General features: G+C 60.8%; 13 protein-coding genes. 7 read left to right on the forward strand and 6 right to left on the reverse strand.

Annotated features, from left to right (window positions below; translation table 11 throughout):
- Positions 1 to 63: 63 nt before the first annotated feature.
- The gene (locus NMG46_RS14305) at positions 64 to 762 is read right to left on the reverse strand and encodes a hypothetical protein (protein WP_254818291.1); all 699 of its coding nucleotides are present in this window, start codon (positions 760 to 762) and stop codon (positions 64 to 66) included.
- Between the two features lie 212 nt (positions 763 to 974).
- Between NMG46_RS14305 and NMG46_RS14310 the strand changes: the two genes are divergently transcribed.
- The 3 genes from NMG46_RS14310 to NMG46_RS14320 all read left to right on the forward strand — a co-directional run bounded on the left by NMG46_RS14310 (position 975) and on the right by NMG46_RS14320 (position 4,856).
- Positions 975 to 1,721, forward strand: coding sequence for a response regulator (locus NMG46_RS14310; protein WP_254818292.1), 747 nt, complete (start codon positions 975 to 977; stop codon positions 1,719 to 1,721).
- Positions 1,718 to 2,965, forward strand: a complete 1,248-nt coding sequence (locus tag NMG46_RS14315; protein WP_254818293.1) for an ATP-binding protein — start codon at positions 1,718 to 1,720, stop codon at positions 2,963 to 2,965. Before NMG46_RS14310 ends, NMG46_RS14315 begins: the two co-directional genes overlap by 4 nt.
- 565 nt (positions 2,966 to 3,530) lie before the next feature.
- Positions 3,531 to 4,856, forward strand: coding sequence for a site-specific integrase (locus NMG46_RS14320; RefSeq protein WP_254818294.1), 1,326 nt, complete (start codon positions 3,531 to 3,533; stop codon positions 4,854 to 4,856).
- Between the two features lie 240 nt (positions 4,857 to 5,096).
- On the opposite strand, the gene NMG46_RS14325 is transcribed toward NMG46_RS14320, so the two are convergent.
- Together NMG46_RS14325 and NMG46_RS14330 are read right to left on the reverse strand one after the other, a co-directional pair.
- Positions 5,097 to 5,510: a MucR family transcriptional regulator gene (locus tag NMG46_RS14325; RefSeq protein ID WP_254818391.1), complete on the reverse strand. Its 414-nt coding sequence runs from the start codon at positions 5,508 to 5,510 to the stop codon at positions 5,097 to 5,099.
- Between the two features lie 375 nt (positions 5,511 to 5,885).
- On the reverse strand, positions 5,886 to 6,092 hold the full coding sequence (locus NMG46_RS14330) for a helix-turn-helix transcriptional regulator (protein WP_254818392.1): 207 nt from the start codon (positions 6,090 to 6,092) through the stop codon (positions 5,886 to 5,888).
- Between the two features lie 156 nt (positions 6,093 to 6,248).
- Between NMG46_RS14330 and NMG46_RS14335 the strand changes: the two genes are divergently transcribed.
- The gene (locus tag NMG46_RS14335; RefSeq protein WP_254818295.1) at positions 6,249 to 6,917 is read left to right on the forward strand and encodes a hypothetical protein; all 669 of its coding nucleotides are present in this window, start codon (positions 6,249 to 6,251) and stop codon (positions 6,915 to 6,917) included.
- Between the two features lie 259 nt (positions 6,918 to 7,176).
- Here the strand turns inward: NMG46_RS14335 and NMG46_RS14340 are convergent, their stop codons facing one another.
- Entirely contained in the window at positions 7,177 to 7,389 is a 213-nt protein-coding gene (locus NMG46_RS14340) for an AlpA family transcriptional regulator (RefSeq protein WP_254818296.1), read from the reverse strand.
- Between the two features lie 129 nt (positions 7,390 to 7,518).
- Positions 7,519 to 10,566 carry a Ti-type conjugative transfer relaxase TraA gene (traA, locus tag NMG46_RS14345; RefSeq protein ID WP_254818297.1) on the reverse strand — a complete coding sequence of 1,016 codons (3,048 nt, stop codon included), beginning with the start codon at positions 10,564 to 10,566 and terminating at the stop codon, positions 7,519 to 7,521.
- A gap of 172 nt (positions 10,567 to 10,738) precedes the next feature.
- Between traA and NMG46_RS14350 the strand changes: the two genes are divergently transcribed.
- The 3 genes from NMG46_RS14350 to NMG46_RS14360 are packed head-to-tail and all read left to right on the forward strand — an operon-like array spanning position 10,739 to position 11,541.
- Entirely contained in the window at positions 10,739 to 11,065 is a 327-nt protein-coding gene (locus NMG46_RS14350; protein ID WP_254818298.1) for a conjugal transfer protein TraD, read from the forward strand.
- A gap of 1 nt (position 11,066) precedes the next feature.
- Positions 11,067 to 11,318 (forward strand): conjugal transfer protein TraD, encoded by a 252-nt coding sequence (locus NMG46_RS14355; protein WP_254818299.1) that lies wholly within the window; start codon positions 11,067 to 11,069, stop codon positions 11,316 to 11,318.
- Positions 11,305 to 11,541 (forward strand): hypothetical protein, encoded by a 237-nt coding sequence (locus tag NMG46_RS14360; RefSeq protein ID WP_254818300.1) that lies wholly within the window; start codon positions 11,305 to 11,307, stop codon positions 11,539 to 11,541. The genes NMG46_RS14355 and NMG46_RS14360 overlap by 14 nt, the downstream gene beginning before the upstream one ends.
- A gap of 71 nt (positions 11,542 to 11,612) precedes the next feature.
- Here NMG46_RS14360 and NMG46_RS14365 read toward each other — a convergent pair whose 3' ends face one another.
- A complete protein-coding gene (locus tag NMG46_RS14365; protein ID WP_254818301.1) occupies positions 11,613 to 14,414 on the reverse strand; it encodes a DNA methyltransferase in 2,802 nt (933 codons plus the stop codon).
- Positions 14,415 to 14,647 lie beyond the last annotated feature (233 nt).

Below are 14,647 nucleotides of genomic sequence, written 5' to 3' on the forward strand. Positions count from 1 at the left end.
CTTCGCAAAAAATACCGGCCGGCCCTTGAACGGGTGGGTCAGGGGGCCGGCCGGCGCAGCCGGTTAGAGTTGCTCGCCACTCCGGGGTAGCGGTGGAGGCAGCTGTCCGCCGTGATCAGGCAGACCTCCGGGGCCGGCTGCATCCGGCGGATCACCCCATGGACCGGGGGGCGGGCCGTGCGGCCGATCCGCCGAAGCGAGTATTTCGAGCTGCTCGGGCGTCAGCTTGGTGCGCAGCTCGGTAATGGCGTCCTTGAGCTTGGCGGCCGAGGCGGCGCGTTTGGTCACTTCGTCGGCCAGTTTTTCCTGGAAGGCGAAGGGGTCATGTCTTGCTTGATCGGGCCTTGCCTGGTCCGGCCTGCCGCCGGCGCCGGCGGCGGCTAGCGCGCGACCGGCGGGGCCGGGCGGACCAAAATCGGGCCGCTGCGGCGGCGCCAGCATCGCCTGCAGCGCGCTGGTATAGTCGCGCCAGGCGTCGAGCTGCTCGGAGCGGATGCCGATACGGGTTTCGAGCGCGGCGAGACGGGCGGCGAGAAATTCCGGCGGCGGACCCATGCGGCGCGGACCGAACTCCTCAGGGCCTTGACGCATCGCCCAGCGCTGATCGGGCCACGGCTTCATCGGGCCGGGGCCCGCATCGTCCTGCCGGCCGATTGCCGGCGGCTCGTCTCCGGGTGCCGAGCCAGGCTCCGGCTGGGCCGCGAACACCGGGTGGATGGCCGCGACCGAGAACAGGCCGAGCGCCAGAAGTCTGCTTCGCATGACGTGATCCTTTCCTGCATGCTTCGGATGAAGGGAGGATAGGAAGCGTCTTTTGCCGCTTTGCTTCGGCGCGTTGCCGAAGGTTTCCGGAAAAAGGAGATTTGTTTCCGAATGTTTCCAGCGGCTTTGCAGAAACGTTCCGTTGCAATTTTCCATGCCGCTTGGCGGCGTCGCTTCCTATAATCAGGAACAAAAAGGCAAGCGGGCGAAGAATGCAGGCACAACCCCACATCCTAGTCGTCGACGACGATCGCGAGATCAGGACGCTGCTCGGACGCTATCTCGACGGGCAGGGCTTTCGCGTGTCGGTGGCGGCGGACCGGCGCGAATGCGAGCAGAAACTCGGCTCCGGCCAGTTCGATCTCATCGTGCTCGACGTCATGCTGCCGGATGGTTCGGGTCTCGACATCTGCCGGAGCTTGCGCGATCGCAAGCCGCACATTCCGGTCATCCTGCTGACGGCGCTGAAGGAAGATGTCGACCGCATCATCGGCCTGGAGCTCGGCGCCGACGACTATCTCGGCAAGCCGTTCAATCCGCGCGAGCTCTCGGCCCGTATCCGCGCCGTGCTCAGGCGCTCGGCGCCCGAGGAGGCCGCCCCGCCCAAGGTGCGCGTCTACCAGTTCGCCCGCTACCGGCTGGAGCCGGACACGCGCAAGGTGATGGATGCCGACGGCGCCTTGATCGATCTTACCGGCGCCGAGTTCGACCTGCTGCAGGTCTTTCTCGACCGGCCTGGCCGGCTGCTCTCGCGCGACCAGCTGCTCGACCTGACGCAAGGGCGCGAGCGCGAGCCGCTCGACCGTTCCGTCGATGTACTGATGAGCCGGCTGCGGCGGAAATTCGCCGAGGCGGGCGAGGAGGCGTTGTTCAAGACGGTGCGCAATGGCGGCTATCAACTCACGGCTCGGGTCGAGACGACGGAGTACCGCGTCCCGACGGCGGAGACCGAAGCATGACTTCGCTGCGCCGGCGGCTGATCATCCTTCTGGTCGTGTCGATCCTTGGCGTGGTCGGGCTCGCCACCTTCGTCGCGGTCAAGGTGCTCGGCGGGCCGTCGCCCGAACTTATCATGGGGCCGCTAGCCCACCAGATCCAGTATATGGTGCAACTGGTTCCCGGCCATGTGCCGAGTTCAAGCGATGCGCCCGTCGTCGTGAACGATCGCCCGGCCGATGGCGTCGAGGATCGCAAGCACACGAAGGTGCTGAACGAAATCCTGCGCCACGACGGGCTCAATGCTTCGGCCGTGGTCAGCCGCAAGGCAGGCGTGCCGGGAATGGTCGCTTCGGTCGAGCTGCCCGACCATCGCTGGATGATCGTCGACGTTCCCGATTTCGGCCCGCCGCGCGATGTCTGGTACGGGCTGGCGGGCTGGATGGTGCTGATCGTGCTCGGGGCCACGCCGGTGTCGATCTATTTCACCGGCGTCCTGGTGCGGCCGCTCGAAATGCTCGAAGCCGCCGTCAGCAAGATCGGCTCGGACGGCGTGCTTGCGACCTTGCCGGAGAAAGGCTCGGCCGAGATGAGGGCAACGGCCCATGCGCTCAACGAGCTGTCGGCAAGATTGAAGACGGCGATGGAGAGCCGCATGCGCCTGGTCGCGGCGGCCGGCCACGATCTCAGGACCCCGATGACCAGGATGCGGCTCCGTGCCGAATTCCTCGACGAAGACCGCGAGAAGTGGCTGAGTGACCTCGATGAGCTCGATCGCATTGCCGACAGCGCCATTCGCCTTGTGCGCGAAGAGGTGAACCAGGACGCGGTCGAGCCGGTGGCGCTGGACAGGCTGGTTCGCGACATTCAGGTCGAGATGGTCTCGCTCGGCCATGCTGTGACGATCGACCATCTCGAGCATGTGTCGGTCAAGGCCGGCGCGCTCGGTCTGCGCCGGGCGCTGCGCAACCTGATCGTCAACGCCGCGACGCACGGAAAGAGCTGCACCGTCTCGCTTACGGGGCGGGGCGGCCAGGCAGTTCTCACCATCGCCGACCGAGGCCCCGGTATTCCGCCGGACCTTCTGAACAAAGCCTTCGAGCCGTTCTTCCGGGTCGATCCGGCGCGCACACAATTCATCCCGGGCGCGGGACTGGGGCTTGCGATCGCGAAGGAGATCATCGAGCGCTATGGCGGAACCATCACGTTGGAGAACAAATCGGGTGGCGGGCTGGTGCAGACGGTGGTGTTTGACCTGGGGATTTGATCGCGCTGGCTGCGGTCTGTCGGTGTGCCGAGCGGTCCCCTAAACCATCCTTCGAAGGGTGACGCGACAGCCGATTAGCAGATTTCCGGAGAGAGATAGCTAACTTCAGACGGTCCGGTATCGGCCCCAATCCTGCCGTTGCGTCTCTTAGGTAGTGGCAGTCAAATTTGCCGATGAGGCCTTTGCTGCCTCGGATGAGGGCAGGGCACGATGCCAACCAAACTGCCTTCGATCGGCTTCATAACTGTTGATCAGCCGTTCTAGCAGTAGGGAAGCGGAGCGAAATGCTCCGACAATGGCACGCTAGCGTTCAATATCGTGCCATGGCGTAGAAAAGGCGGTGGCTCCCCGGGCCGGATTCGAACCAGCGACCAACCGGTTAACAGAGGTTTTCTATTGAGTTTCTCTGCGTCGTCTTGCGACAGCCTGAAACATAGCAAGTCTTTGTAATTCAAATAATTTATTTCTCCTTTGTGTCTCAAATCGTCGCATCACATCTCGACAAAGCGCGCGGGTTTCTGTAGATCATTGTGTAGATCACGCGAACCGGTTGGTCGAGGTGCGGATGCCGCAGATCGAACTTACGGACAAACTTTGCCAGTCTGCGAAGGCGACATCTGGCCGAAAGGTGGATTACTTTGACACGCTCGTAAAAGGGCTCGTCTTGCGTGCGTCGGCAGGCGGGACGAAGTCCTGGTATCTAGTCTATGGCCCGCCGGCGAAACGCCAATGGCTGAAACTCGGCTCCTATCCGGATGTATCGCTTGGTGGTGACAGGGGAGCCCGCCAGCGCGCGCGGGATGCGCGCGCCAAGGTGGGGGATGGAGGCGACCCGGTCGCCGACAAGAAGGCGCAGGCCGCTTCCCAGACCGTTGCCGACTTGGTCGACAACTACATCAAGCGTCACGCCTCGACCAAGCGCTCGGGCGACGAGATCGCCCGCCGCCTTCGCAAGAATGTTTCCGGCCGGAACGCCGACGGCGGGAAGTTGGAGAAGAGTTCCCTGGGGTGCATTGGCGACGTCAAGCTTTCCGAGCTGCATCGCCGCGATATTACGAAAGCGATCGACGCCCTGAAGGACCGGGGCGCCGACGTTGAGGCGAACAGGCTCTTCGAAGATGTCCGCGCCATGATCCGATGGGCTAGAGGCAGGGGCGACCTTGATCAGAACCTCGTCGAGGGCATGCGCAAGCCCACCGAGACAGTTGAGCGCGATCGTGTGCTATCAGCCGACGAGATCGGATCTATGTGGGGAGCCTTGGCACACGGTGATATGCGGGAGTCGACGAGGCGCGTCATCCGCTTGTGTCTTGTCACCGCGCAGCGGGTAGGCGAGATCTGCGGGATGACAGTTGACGAACTCGATCTCGACAGGTCGGTGTGGACTATTCCATCTGTACGTTCAAAGAACAAACGCGAGCATGCGGTCCCACTATCGCCAATCGCCGCTATGATCATTCGCGACCAACTTGCCGACGTGAAAGCGCTTGCCGAGCGTAAGGGCAGGGCCATGCCCGCATTTGTCTTCCCTGGACCTGGAGCCTATGCGCCTGTGACCGGTGCCGCGATCGCCAAGGCCATCAAGCGTGAAGAGATCATGAAGCGCGGAAAAGCGACGATCTTGGGCGTTGAGCCTTGGACCTCACACGACCTTCGTAGGTCGGCGGCAACGCATATGGAAGAACTCGGCATCTCGCCTTTCGTCATAGGCCACGTTTTGAATCACGTAAGCGCGACGAAGGCTAGCATCACTAGCCGCGTTTATGCTCGCTACGATTACATGAGAGAAAAGCGAGAAGCACTCGCCCTTTGGGCTGATCGATTGGTCGGAATTGTCAGCGGTGGCGCTGAGATCGTGCCGATCGGCTTGGTGGGCGTTGCGTTACCCTGACTGCCGCCGCGTCGTATGGATTGTCGGGGAGGGCCTCAGGCTCGTCTCCATCACGCAGGAGATGGGCGAGCATCCCAGCATGTGATGATGCGCCAGATCATGCCGCAGTTCGATGAATATCGGTCCAAGGAGAATGCCAAGCGCGTACTCCTCATTTCAGCGTATGCCGGAACAACCCGAGAAGTGGCTGCGAGGTGCCGCTACGGGCCGGTGGACGCAAGAACTGTCCAACAAACAAAGCTAGCGCGATTTTTTCGAAGCCTTCTTTACCGGCTTCGTACTCGGCTTCCGCCCAAGGCCCGACGCCTTAGCCAACGCTGATCTCTGAGCGGCGTAGTTCGGCGCCACCATCGGATAATCGGCCTTCAAACCCCATTTGACGCGGTATTCGTCCGGCGTCAGACCATAATCGGTCGCCAGGTGCCGCTTCAGCGATTTGAATTTCTTCCCATCCTCAAGGCAGATGAGGTAGTCGGGAAATACCGAGCGCTTAGGATTGACCGCAGGATCCTGTTTGGGCTGTTCGGCCGATACTGGATGGCCGATGCCAGACAGGGACGAATGTACTGAGGCTATCAAGTCCGGAAGACCGGCGGCGGGGAGGGGATTGTTGCTAACATATGCAGAGACGATGTCTGCTGTGAGGCTGATCATCTCGTTGTCGGATTCTGTCCGGTCGATCACTTTCTAACTCCCTGCTGCACTTCGTTCGTATAAGGGAATATCAGCCAAAACAATAAGGACACGTATCAAGATGGATTCTGGCGGGCGCCTCAGTCAGCGTACGCCCCAAATTGCGGCCATGACGACTAGCATTGTGCCCATCCAATAGAGGCCCCGGAACCACCACGCGTTCACTCGTTCCGTAAGGCTGACGCCGTTCAAAGTTTGTATTTCCCACCCTTTCAATGCAAGTGTCGCCCAAAGAAGGATTGCTGTTCCCAAGGAAGCAGCAGTCGCCAGCGCGAACGTTCCGGGTTGGAAAAAATACGTCGTCAAGCGAGGCCCGGCCCACACTGCCCGCCGCCTCTAATTTCGCCTGGCCAAGCGCACACCAGGGCCTCCGCCGTTTTCTGCTATGAATTCGATTCCTGCCGCCTCAAAGGCGGCACGTACCGCTTGAAGCGTTTTGGGTTTGAGGCGATCGCCTTGTTCCAGACGAGTAATCGTTTGCGTGGCAACTTGCGCTGCTTCGGCCAATTCACGCACTCCCCAGCCAAGCGCCGCCCTCGCCATCCTGCACTGGACAGGATGTATTTCATCACAGGGTGATGATTTCTGTTGCCCGTCCACGTTCCGACCTGTAGTCTATCAATCCACAAAAGACGGCCGGAAGGTGCTCGAACACCCACTCCGGCCTGACCACAACCTAAGCTTCAGGGAGCTCGGATCATGGCTGATTCCGACAATAGCATGAGTTTGCCGTTCGTCACCCGGCGGCGCTTGCTGGCGGGCACGGCGACGGTCGCACTGGCATGGCCTTTCCAGGTAAAGTCGCGAGCCGCCGAACCGACGGACGGCAGCAGTGCGGCCGATCCTGCTCTTCGTCTGTGTGGGAACTGGCAAAAGATCCACGATGAGACACTTGCGCTGTGCCGCGAACAGCAGCGGTTGGAGACATACCTCGCCAGGACGGTCGGCTTTCCCTGCGCCAAGGTGCGGCTTGCCGATGGTACGGACGTGACACTCCATTCCATCGAGAGCCTGAACGATGCCTACTCTCCTGAAAACGAAGTCGAATGGGGCAGGGCGCTCGCGGATTTCGCGGCGCACCAGGCGCGCTGGGACGCTGCTGATGCTGAGACCGGCTATTCGAGAACAGACGAACTGATCCGGCAATCGGAAACAGCCGAAAGCGAACTTCTAGATGATCTACCGCAGACAGCGGCCACGTCCATAGAAGGCATTTTGGCCAAGCTCAAGGTCATCCTGCGTGACGGTGAGCACTGGGAACATCCAGACGATTTCCCCTGGCCGCATATCCGATCTGTGCTGGATGACCTCGCCCGCCACCATAAATATCGATCCGGCGATGATCTCGATCGATCGGGCAATCGTTAGCCGACGGACCTTATAGGCGGTGAGGATGCAGCCTGCTTCGAAGAAAGCCGGATCGGAGGCAGCCCATCACGGCCGCTTCGCTCCAAAGTTGCCCTGCTTGAGCAAGCCATCTTGATGAGCGCGAGGCCGACCATCGTTTCTGGTTTGCCGTTTTTGCTCGCCTCGGCGGCGCTCCTGACGGACATGGCAGTAACCCTGCCGCCGTGACCGCTGCGTCTCGAATGAGGGCCAGCTTTCCGCGCAGTGTGCATCACCCTCATCACAACTTGTCGCCATGGTCTTGCGTACGCCACGAGAGGGGATTGGTGATCCAGCGATTGATGTCGGATTCGTGCCAGCCTGCACCGTGGATACTGATCTGTATCTGGCGTGGAAAGGTGCCTTCGGCGATCTTGCGATAGATCGTGGACCGAGACAGGCCGGTCCGGAAAAGGACGGTTTTCAGGCGGATGATCCGGTCTGGTTCAGGCATGGTCGCACTGCCTCTTGCTGGTTGGTTCTGATTGCTCCTGATCCAGAGACGACAGGCACTTGCGTACGCGCAAGAGGGTTTTCCGGGTCGTCTTGCCCCAGCGTGGAAACGGCTGCGAATCGGACGTGTTCAGATCCCAATGCCGCGTCCCCTGCCGATGCCATGGCTGAATGCGAGTTCCGCGGCGAGGCGCCGGCCGGAATCGGTATGAATGCCAAGCTCGCGCTTGCGGTTGGCGAGGATCGATTCGAGTTGCGGATCGCGTTCGAGTCTCTTGGCCATGTCGGACATGGCCGCGCGGGTTGACTTGAAACCCGACATGTCGCCGACTTGGTATTGGCCCTGGCTCGTTCGCTCGAGCTTTTGCCAACGTTCCACGAAACGGTCTGCGCGGCGGCCCGGATTGATATCCTGTCCGGTGCGGATTTCGGTTTCAAGCTGGAGAGCCAGCACGATTCGATTGACCCGGCCGGCCGTCGCTTCACGAACCAGCTCGTGGTTCTTGACATAAGCAGCTTCGGCATCGCGCCAGCCATGCGGCCGGACCTTCTCGAAAGCGCTGCGGGCATCCCGCAACTCGCGCATCTGCTCGGGGCTGCCCTGTCCATTCACATTTCCGCTGCTCAGGATCGCGTCAATGGCGCGCGCGTGACGCACAAGCGCGTTCGTGCGAGCGCGGCGCAGCGCCGCTTCGGGGCTCACCGTCGCGTCCGTGTCGCGCTGCGGTCCCCTGACCGAAACATCTCTTTCAGGTGCCGCGCCGCCGTCTGCGCTTAACGCCCCAACATTCTCCCTTTCCGGCCCGCGCCCACGGTCCTGGCCGGGCTCGGCGTCTGCGGGCGAGCGCAATCCGTCCAGCAGCTCGCCGATCCTGTCGCGCAGCTTTTCAGGAACAATCCGGCGCACTATCTCGACCACGCGCTCGCGGAACGTGATGCCGCGCCGCTCGGCATAGCTCTGCGCCGGGTCGATCTGCTCGTAATCCAACGCCATGTCCTTGGCTCGGTCGCGTGACAGGGCGCTGACCAGCCGATCCCGTGTGGCAAAGTCATCGCCCCCATAATGCAGGTTCATCCCGTCTCGATGCCGCGATAGGGCAACGTAGCTGCCATGCGCGTCCATGCCCGGCGTCGCCAGGATATGAATGCGGTCGACAGTCATGCCTTGCGCCTTGTGGATGGTTGCCGCATAGCCGTGGTCGATGTGGGCATAGTCTTTCAGGTCAAAGCGGACCGAACGACCGTCATCGGTGCGCGCCGTCATGCTCTGTGTGTTGACCTCTTCGATCACACCGAGCGTGCCGTTCTTGACGCCGAGCCCGCGCTCGTTGCGCAGGAACATGACGCGATCGCCGCTCGCGAAGTTTCTTGCACCGCGTTCGACATCCACCCGCGCATCGTCGCCGAGATCGCCGGCAGCGCGCATGCGCTCGCGCGCTGCCTCGTTGAGCGCGCGCACTTCGTCGTTTGTGTGGGTGAGAATGATCCGGCTTGCTTCAGGCGCTGTCTGCCTGTCGCGATCCCAGCGCTCGACAAGATCGCTGCGCGCCTCGTCGCGCGAAGCAGCCTGGTGAACCATGCCTAGCGCTTCATAGGCGCTGATCGCGGCGTCGATCCTGCCGGTTGCCAGATCGCGCGTCGCATGGCGCTGCCAGTCCTCGCGCTGCCGTCGCACCTGGCCGATCTCGACGCCGCCATGGCGTTCGTGGATCGAACGGAATGCAGCGCCGGCCTCGATCGCCTGCAACTGCTGCGGATCGCCAACCAGGACGACCTTCGCGCCAGCGTCTGCAGCATGGGAGAGCACGCGCTCCAACTGGCGCGTGCCGACCATGCCGGCCTCATCGATCACCAGGACATCGCGCGTGGTGAGCAGATCGCGGCCCTGTCCCCAGCTGTGCTCCATACTGGCGATGGTGCGTGACGAGATGCCTGATCCGCCTTCCAGATTCTCGGCCGCGATACCGGAGAGTGCGGCGCCTCTAACCTCGTAGCCCGCCGCTGCCCATGCCTGGCGCGCAACGCCCAGCATGGCGCTCTTGCCCGTCCCGGCAAAGCCGACAACGACACCAAGACCGCTGCCACCTATGATGTGATCCAGCGCTTCGGACTGCTCGCCGGACAGGACAAGGCCGTGTTGCGCAGCCCGCGCCAGCGCTGCCTCGCGATGTGCGTTACTCACCGCGTGTCGCTCCTCCCCCGCCATGCACTCCGCCGCGCGGTGTAGGCGTTGTTCGGTATCAATCATCTGCCGGGTGGTGAAGCGATTTTCTCCACGCCCGTCCTTGCCCAGTTCGATAAGGTCGGGCGCGTTGCTGATGGCTCCCATCACCGTGTTGAACTGCTCCACGCCGTCGCTGTGGCGGTGCGCAAACTTCGCGATGTCCTTTCGGGTAAAGGTCGATTGCTGTTGCGTGATGGCATCGAGCGCCACGGAAGGATCGGCAATGATACGCGCGCCATTGTTGCGCGCGATCTCGCGATGCAGTTCGGCGCGATCGGCTTCAACGCCGGAAGGGTCGAGGCTGCTGCCCTCGATGCGCTGGGCTGGCGCACCGATCTGGGATTGCGGCTCCAATAAAATACCCTGCGCTTCCAGACTGCGATGATCGATGCGGGCGTCGATGTCGAGTTCGGCCAGGCGTTCATTTGCAAGCTCCGCCCATCGCTCGCGCCAGCGCTCGACCATCTCGGTAGCATTCCAGTCTCGAACCTTGGCGCCAAAACCATTCTCGTCCACGGACCGCATGGTCAGCATGACATGAGCGTGCGGCTTGGGACTACCATCCTCTGCCCTGTCCCAATGCACATTGAGATCGGCGACCATGCCCTTGCTGACAAACTCGGCCTGCACGAAGTCGCGCGCCAACTCAATGCCTTGCGCCTGGCTGAGTTCTCGCGGCAGCGCAAACTCGACCTCGCGAGCGAGCTGAGCATCCTTGCGCACCTCGAACGCCTCGACATCGTTCCACAGCCGTTCGCGGTCGCGCCAAGCCTCCGGTGCATCCTCCGGCAGCATCACCTCGGAATGGACGACACCGCTTTTGGCTGAAAAATCATGGCTGCGCTCGATCCGCTCGTCACGCAACCGCGATGCCGAACGGTAGGCGGCCGACGCCACAGCACTGCTCCCAGCCTTGCGGCCAATGACCTTGACGTGAAGATGATAGATCGCCATCGCGACAGGATCATTTGCACGTCAAAGCGGACGTCGGCACGACGTATAAGCGCGCCCTCCCTCGAAAAAATCTCGGGATGGACCAGCCCGTCCCGGGCTGTCTCGGCAACCCTGGAGCCTTCCGGCGGGCGCTCAACTATCATCCAGAGATCGACAATCAATGGAGACAGCCATGCGCAAACCACGAGACTTCGACGCCGAATTGAAGGCGCTGGAAGAAAAAGCGCGAGAACTCAAAACGCGAAAGGTGCAGCAACTAGGCGAACTGGTGATCGCCGCAGGCGCCGATCAGCTCAGCAGCGACGAACTGGCCGGCGCGCTGGTTGCAATTGCCGAGACGAAAGAAGCCGGAAAGCGGGAGGCATGGGCAAAACGCGGTGCGACGTTTTTCCAGAGCCGTTCGCAGCGATCTGCTTCGGCATCTGAGCGCGACACTCGCGGCGCTCCGACGCAATCGGGCGGCGCACAACCGCTATCAGGCGGCACAGGCGCGGCATGATATGCGCACATGGCAGGTCGAGCGCCGCAAGCGCACGCGGCATCTGATCGAACTGGGCGGCCTGGTGATCAAGGCCGGGATTGTGGACCTCACCGGCGATGATCGCGCCACCATCCTCGGCGCTCTGCTCTGGATGGCCGACAAGCTCAAAAACGATCAGGGTGAACACTCCCGCGAGCTTTGGGCCGCAAAGGGGAGGCAGGCGTTCGAGGCGTACGCGGCAACACACAACTGCGCAGGTGATCATCGCTGAAAAGGGCCATTACAAAGGCGGCGCGTTCGTAGCCTTCCAAGCCGACAAGCGGAAAGCGCTGTGGGATCGCGTGCAGGGCAGGGTCGGCGGCCTCGTCCCGAAGGGGCATAAGAAGGACAAGGCCGAATGGCTGAAGCCGGGACTGGTCGGCCGGGTCAAGCCCCTCAAGGGCAAAGAGAAGCTGCGACACGCAAGGCTGCTGGATTTTTGGGAGAAGGACTAAAATGCCGGCGGGAACTCCATGTGGGTCTAGGAGCTACGCCCGTCAGTTGCGCATCTGAGATGGAGCGGCCTCTAGGCCAATGCCTTCACTCGCGCCTTCCGCTTTGTGAAAGTCGTAGCGAGCGGCGCCACGCGAGATTCGTATAGTTCGAACAGATGCTCCACGCGCTCGCGTTCGCTAGCGAAAGCCTTCCGCCGATACAGTCGATCCACCGCCGTGTCTAAGGCTGCATGGGCCTTGCGCAGATCAGCCGGCATGTAGTCAGGGTCATACAGTGCCGACAACGGCTCGGGGGCCTTCGCCTTCCGCACCTCGATTAGCGCTTGCGCCAGCTTGGTCAACTTCGCGCGGTCGGTGGTATCCAGATCGGGCCAGGGGAACGAGTAGTAAACCGCTGGAGAGTAGCTGTAGCGGCTCTCCAGACGTCCCGCGACAGTACGCATCCACGCCATGTGCATTGCTGATGACAGGATGGCGAAATAGACCATATCTCCACCAACGATTAACTGCAGCTTATTCGACGCGATGACCGTAGGCGGCAGCATAGCCCAAGGCACGTACTCTCGGTGCTCCGAAGATACTTCCGGGACGCAGAGGTATTTTGTGTCTGGCTGGCGATCTTGGGTGAAGAGTGTGGGCGATTTGGCCATTTTCCGGACGCTGGCGGTGTCGCTGGCGAGACGGCCTTTTCGCACCCTTTCCAATCGCTCCGCTAGAGGTTTGGAGGCCTTGAGCTCGGAAGCCGGAACGTCCTTGAGCCATAGACACCACCGCCAAATTCCGGAAAGCAACTCGTCGCCGCCGACGTAAGGTCGCAGCCATTTCTTGCCAACCGGTTCCGTTGCCAGGAACAACTGCCGTTGCTCCTCGTCGAGGATGAGATTGCTGTAAGTCACGTATCCGCCGTTCGGTTTCTTGACGCGAGCACCGTCCGTCGGCTGGCTCCCCTTGTGCATCTTCAGCATCCCCGGTAGCGGCTTGCTTCGGCGCGGCACGGCATAGTCCGGACCGTCGATTAGGTAGCCGTTTATGCGCTTGACCGTCGAGACTTGCGGGTCTGATTTCGCATGGGCGTAGTCGAAGATCTGATGGTCACCGACAGGCCCTCGGGTCATGCCGGTAATTACGCAATGCACCGCCGCCGTGCCTCGCGCCTCACTGTTCCACTGGAATGACCGATGAGCAAAAAAGATAGACAGGCCGTCCTTGAACAACTGCGGCCACAAAATACTGGCCTGTTCTCCTTGTGTGATCGAGTTGGTGGATACCAGCCCGATCCGAATCTTGGGATTGACCTTGGCGTAGTCTGCAGCGAGCTTGAACCAGCAAGTGACGTAATCCAGGCGGTTCACGGAGCCGGCTCTGCCCCATACGCGGTGCATGTCTTCCTTTTGCTCCTTAGAGCGATATTGGTGGCCGATAAAAGGAGGGTTGCCAAGAATGTAGCTGCAGTGATCGGGGTGCAGAAACTTAGCCCAATCCGTCTGTAGCGCATTGTCTGCCAAGATATGAGGTGACTTCTTCAGAGGGATGCGAGTGAAAACTTGGCCCACTTCAACGCCCAGCTTGGAATTCATGATATGGTCCATCATCCACATCGCGACCTCAGCGATACGGGCCGGAAACTCCTCCATCTCGATGCCGTAGAACTGGTCCACATCCACCTTCGAGAAGACGGTCGCGTCTAGCACTAGCTGGCTGCTCTTTCGGAGTTCTCGCAGTACTTGAAGCTCCAGCGCCCGCAGTTCACGGTAGGCTATGATCAGGAAGTTGCCGCAGCCGCATGCAGGGTCGAAGACCGTGATTTTTCGAAGCCTCTCATGGAAGGCAGTCAGTTCATGCGTTCGGCCACGCTTGAGGGCGACAATGCGTTGAAGGTCAACACGCAGTTCATCGAGGAAAAGAGGCCCTATGACCTTCAGGATGTTTTTCTCAGACGTGTAGTGCGCCCCCAGTTTGCGACGTTCGTCCTTATTCATTACGGACTGGAAGAGAGAGCCGAAGATGGCGGGCGAAACGGTTTCCCACTTGAACTCGGACGCCTCGATCAGTGCGTTGCGCATTTCGGAGTTGAAGGCGGGAATCCTTAGAGGGTGCTTGAATAAGTCGCCATTCACGTACGGGAACTGTGCAAGGTCCTCATCTAGTGTGGTCGTGCGGTCTTTGATCGGTGTGTCGAGGACTTGGAATAGCTCCGCTAGCTGCCCGCCGAGCCCCGATCCATCTTCGCTGGTCCGGTCCCGCAACCATGATTCGAAGATGCCCTTGGGTTCAAAGATACCCGTATCGTCAGCGAACAAGCAAAACAGAAGCCGGACGAGAAACTGCTCAAGGTCATGACCCTTGTAGCCGGACTTTTCTAGGGCGTCGTGGACAGCCCCCATAAGCTCGGCTGCCTCGATATTCGCTGCGGGTTGATCAGAATAGGTCTTCGTCTCGCGGCCCAGTATGAAGCCGAAGAGCTCGACCTTTTCAGGCAGCTCTGAAAGCTTAAAGGACCAGTCTTTACCCTCCTGAAGATCGTAAAGGCGGAAGGTCTGAAAATCGCACACAAGGATGTAGCGCGGGAATTCCTTGTCTTTCAGCGTCGAACAGTAGTCCAGGGCCTGCGCGTTCGCCTTCTCCAAATTTTTGCCGGCGCTCTTCTGCTCGATAACGAGCTGCCCAGGCCAGAACAAGTCAATAAACCCCGTCTTATCGTCCAGCTTTTTGACCTGCTTTTCGTATACCGCCACGCGCTTGCGCTTGACCCCGAAGACCTCAAAGAATTCATTGTAGAAGGTCTGGGTCTCCCCCTTTTCGTAGTGGCTATCGGCATTTTCCTTAGCGAAGACCGAAGCCCGAATACGAACCTCATTCCAAGAGAGTGTCATCGTGATTCCCCCATAGTGAACACAGGCTTAGGCCACTACCTGACTAATGGACAAGCACCTAGTGCGTTATAGACGTGTCTTCGTCGGCCTCAGGAATTCCTCGGCTCGCTCGCCTCGATAGGATACGTGAATGACTCCCTGCCGGGTTGGGCCGCCGCCATTCCCCCCAAAATGTCTGCAGGCACGATCTGCGTGACTACGATGAGAAAAACTGCATGATGCCCTCCTATCGC

Source organism: Mesorhizobium sp. LMG 17147 (assembly GCF_024297145.1).
In the GTDB taxonomy this organism is placed as follows: Bacteria; Pseudomonadota; Alphaproteobacteria; order Rhizobiales; family Rhizobiaceae; genus Mesorhizobium.

Coding starts and splice junctions, on each gene's coding strand:
- NMG46_RS14305 (WP_254818291.1), bottom strand. CDS start 762: ATGCGAAGCAGACTTCTGGCGCTCGGCCTGTTCTCGGTCGCGGCCATC.
- NMG46_RS14310 (WP_254818292.1), top strand. CDS start 975: ATGCAGGCACAACCCCACATCCTAGTCGTCGACGACGATCGCGAGATC.
- NMG46_RS14315 (WP_254818293.1), top strand. CDS start 1,718: ATGACTTCGCTGCGCCGGCGGCTGATCATCCTTCTGGTCGTGTCGATC.
- NMG46_RS14320 (WP_254818294.1), top strand. CDS start 3,531: ATGCCGCAGATCGAACTTACGGACAAACTTTGCCAGTCTGCGAAGGCG.
- NMG46_RS14325 (WP_254818391.1), bottom strand. CDS start 5,510: ATGATCAGCCTCACAGCAGACATCGTCTCTGCATATGTTAGCAACAAT.
- NMG46_RS14330 (WP_254818392.1), bottom strand. CDS start 6,092: ATGGCGAGGGCGGCGCTTGGCTGGGGAGTGCGTGAATTGGCCGAAGCA.
- NMG46_RS14335 (WP_254818295.1), top strand. CDS start 6,249: ATGGCTGATTCCGACAATAGCATGAGTTTGCCGTTCGTCACCCGGCGG.
- NMG46_RS14340 (WP_254818296.1), bottom strand. CDS start 7,389: ATGCCTGAACCAGACCGGATCATCCGCCTGAAAACCGTCCTTTTCCGG.
- traA (WP_254818297.1), bottom strand. CDS start 10,566: ATGGCGATCTATCATCTTCACGTCAAGGTCATTGGCCGCAAGGCTGGG.
- NMG46_RS14350 (WP_254818298.1), top strand. CDS start 10,739: ATGCGCAAACCACGAGACTTCGACGCCGAATTGAAGGCGCTGGAAGAA.
- NMG46_RS14355 (WP_254818299.1), top strand. CDS start 11,067: ATGCGCACATGGCAGGTCGAGCGCCGCAAGCGCACGCGGCATCTGATC.
- NMG46_RS14365 (WP_254818301.1), bottom strand. CDS start 14,414: ATGACACTCTCTTGGAATGAGGTTCGTATTCGGGCTTCGGTCTTCGCT.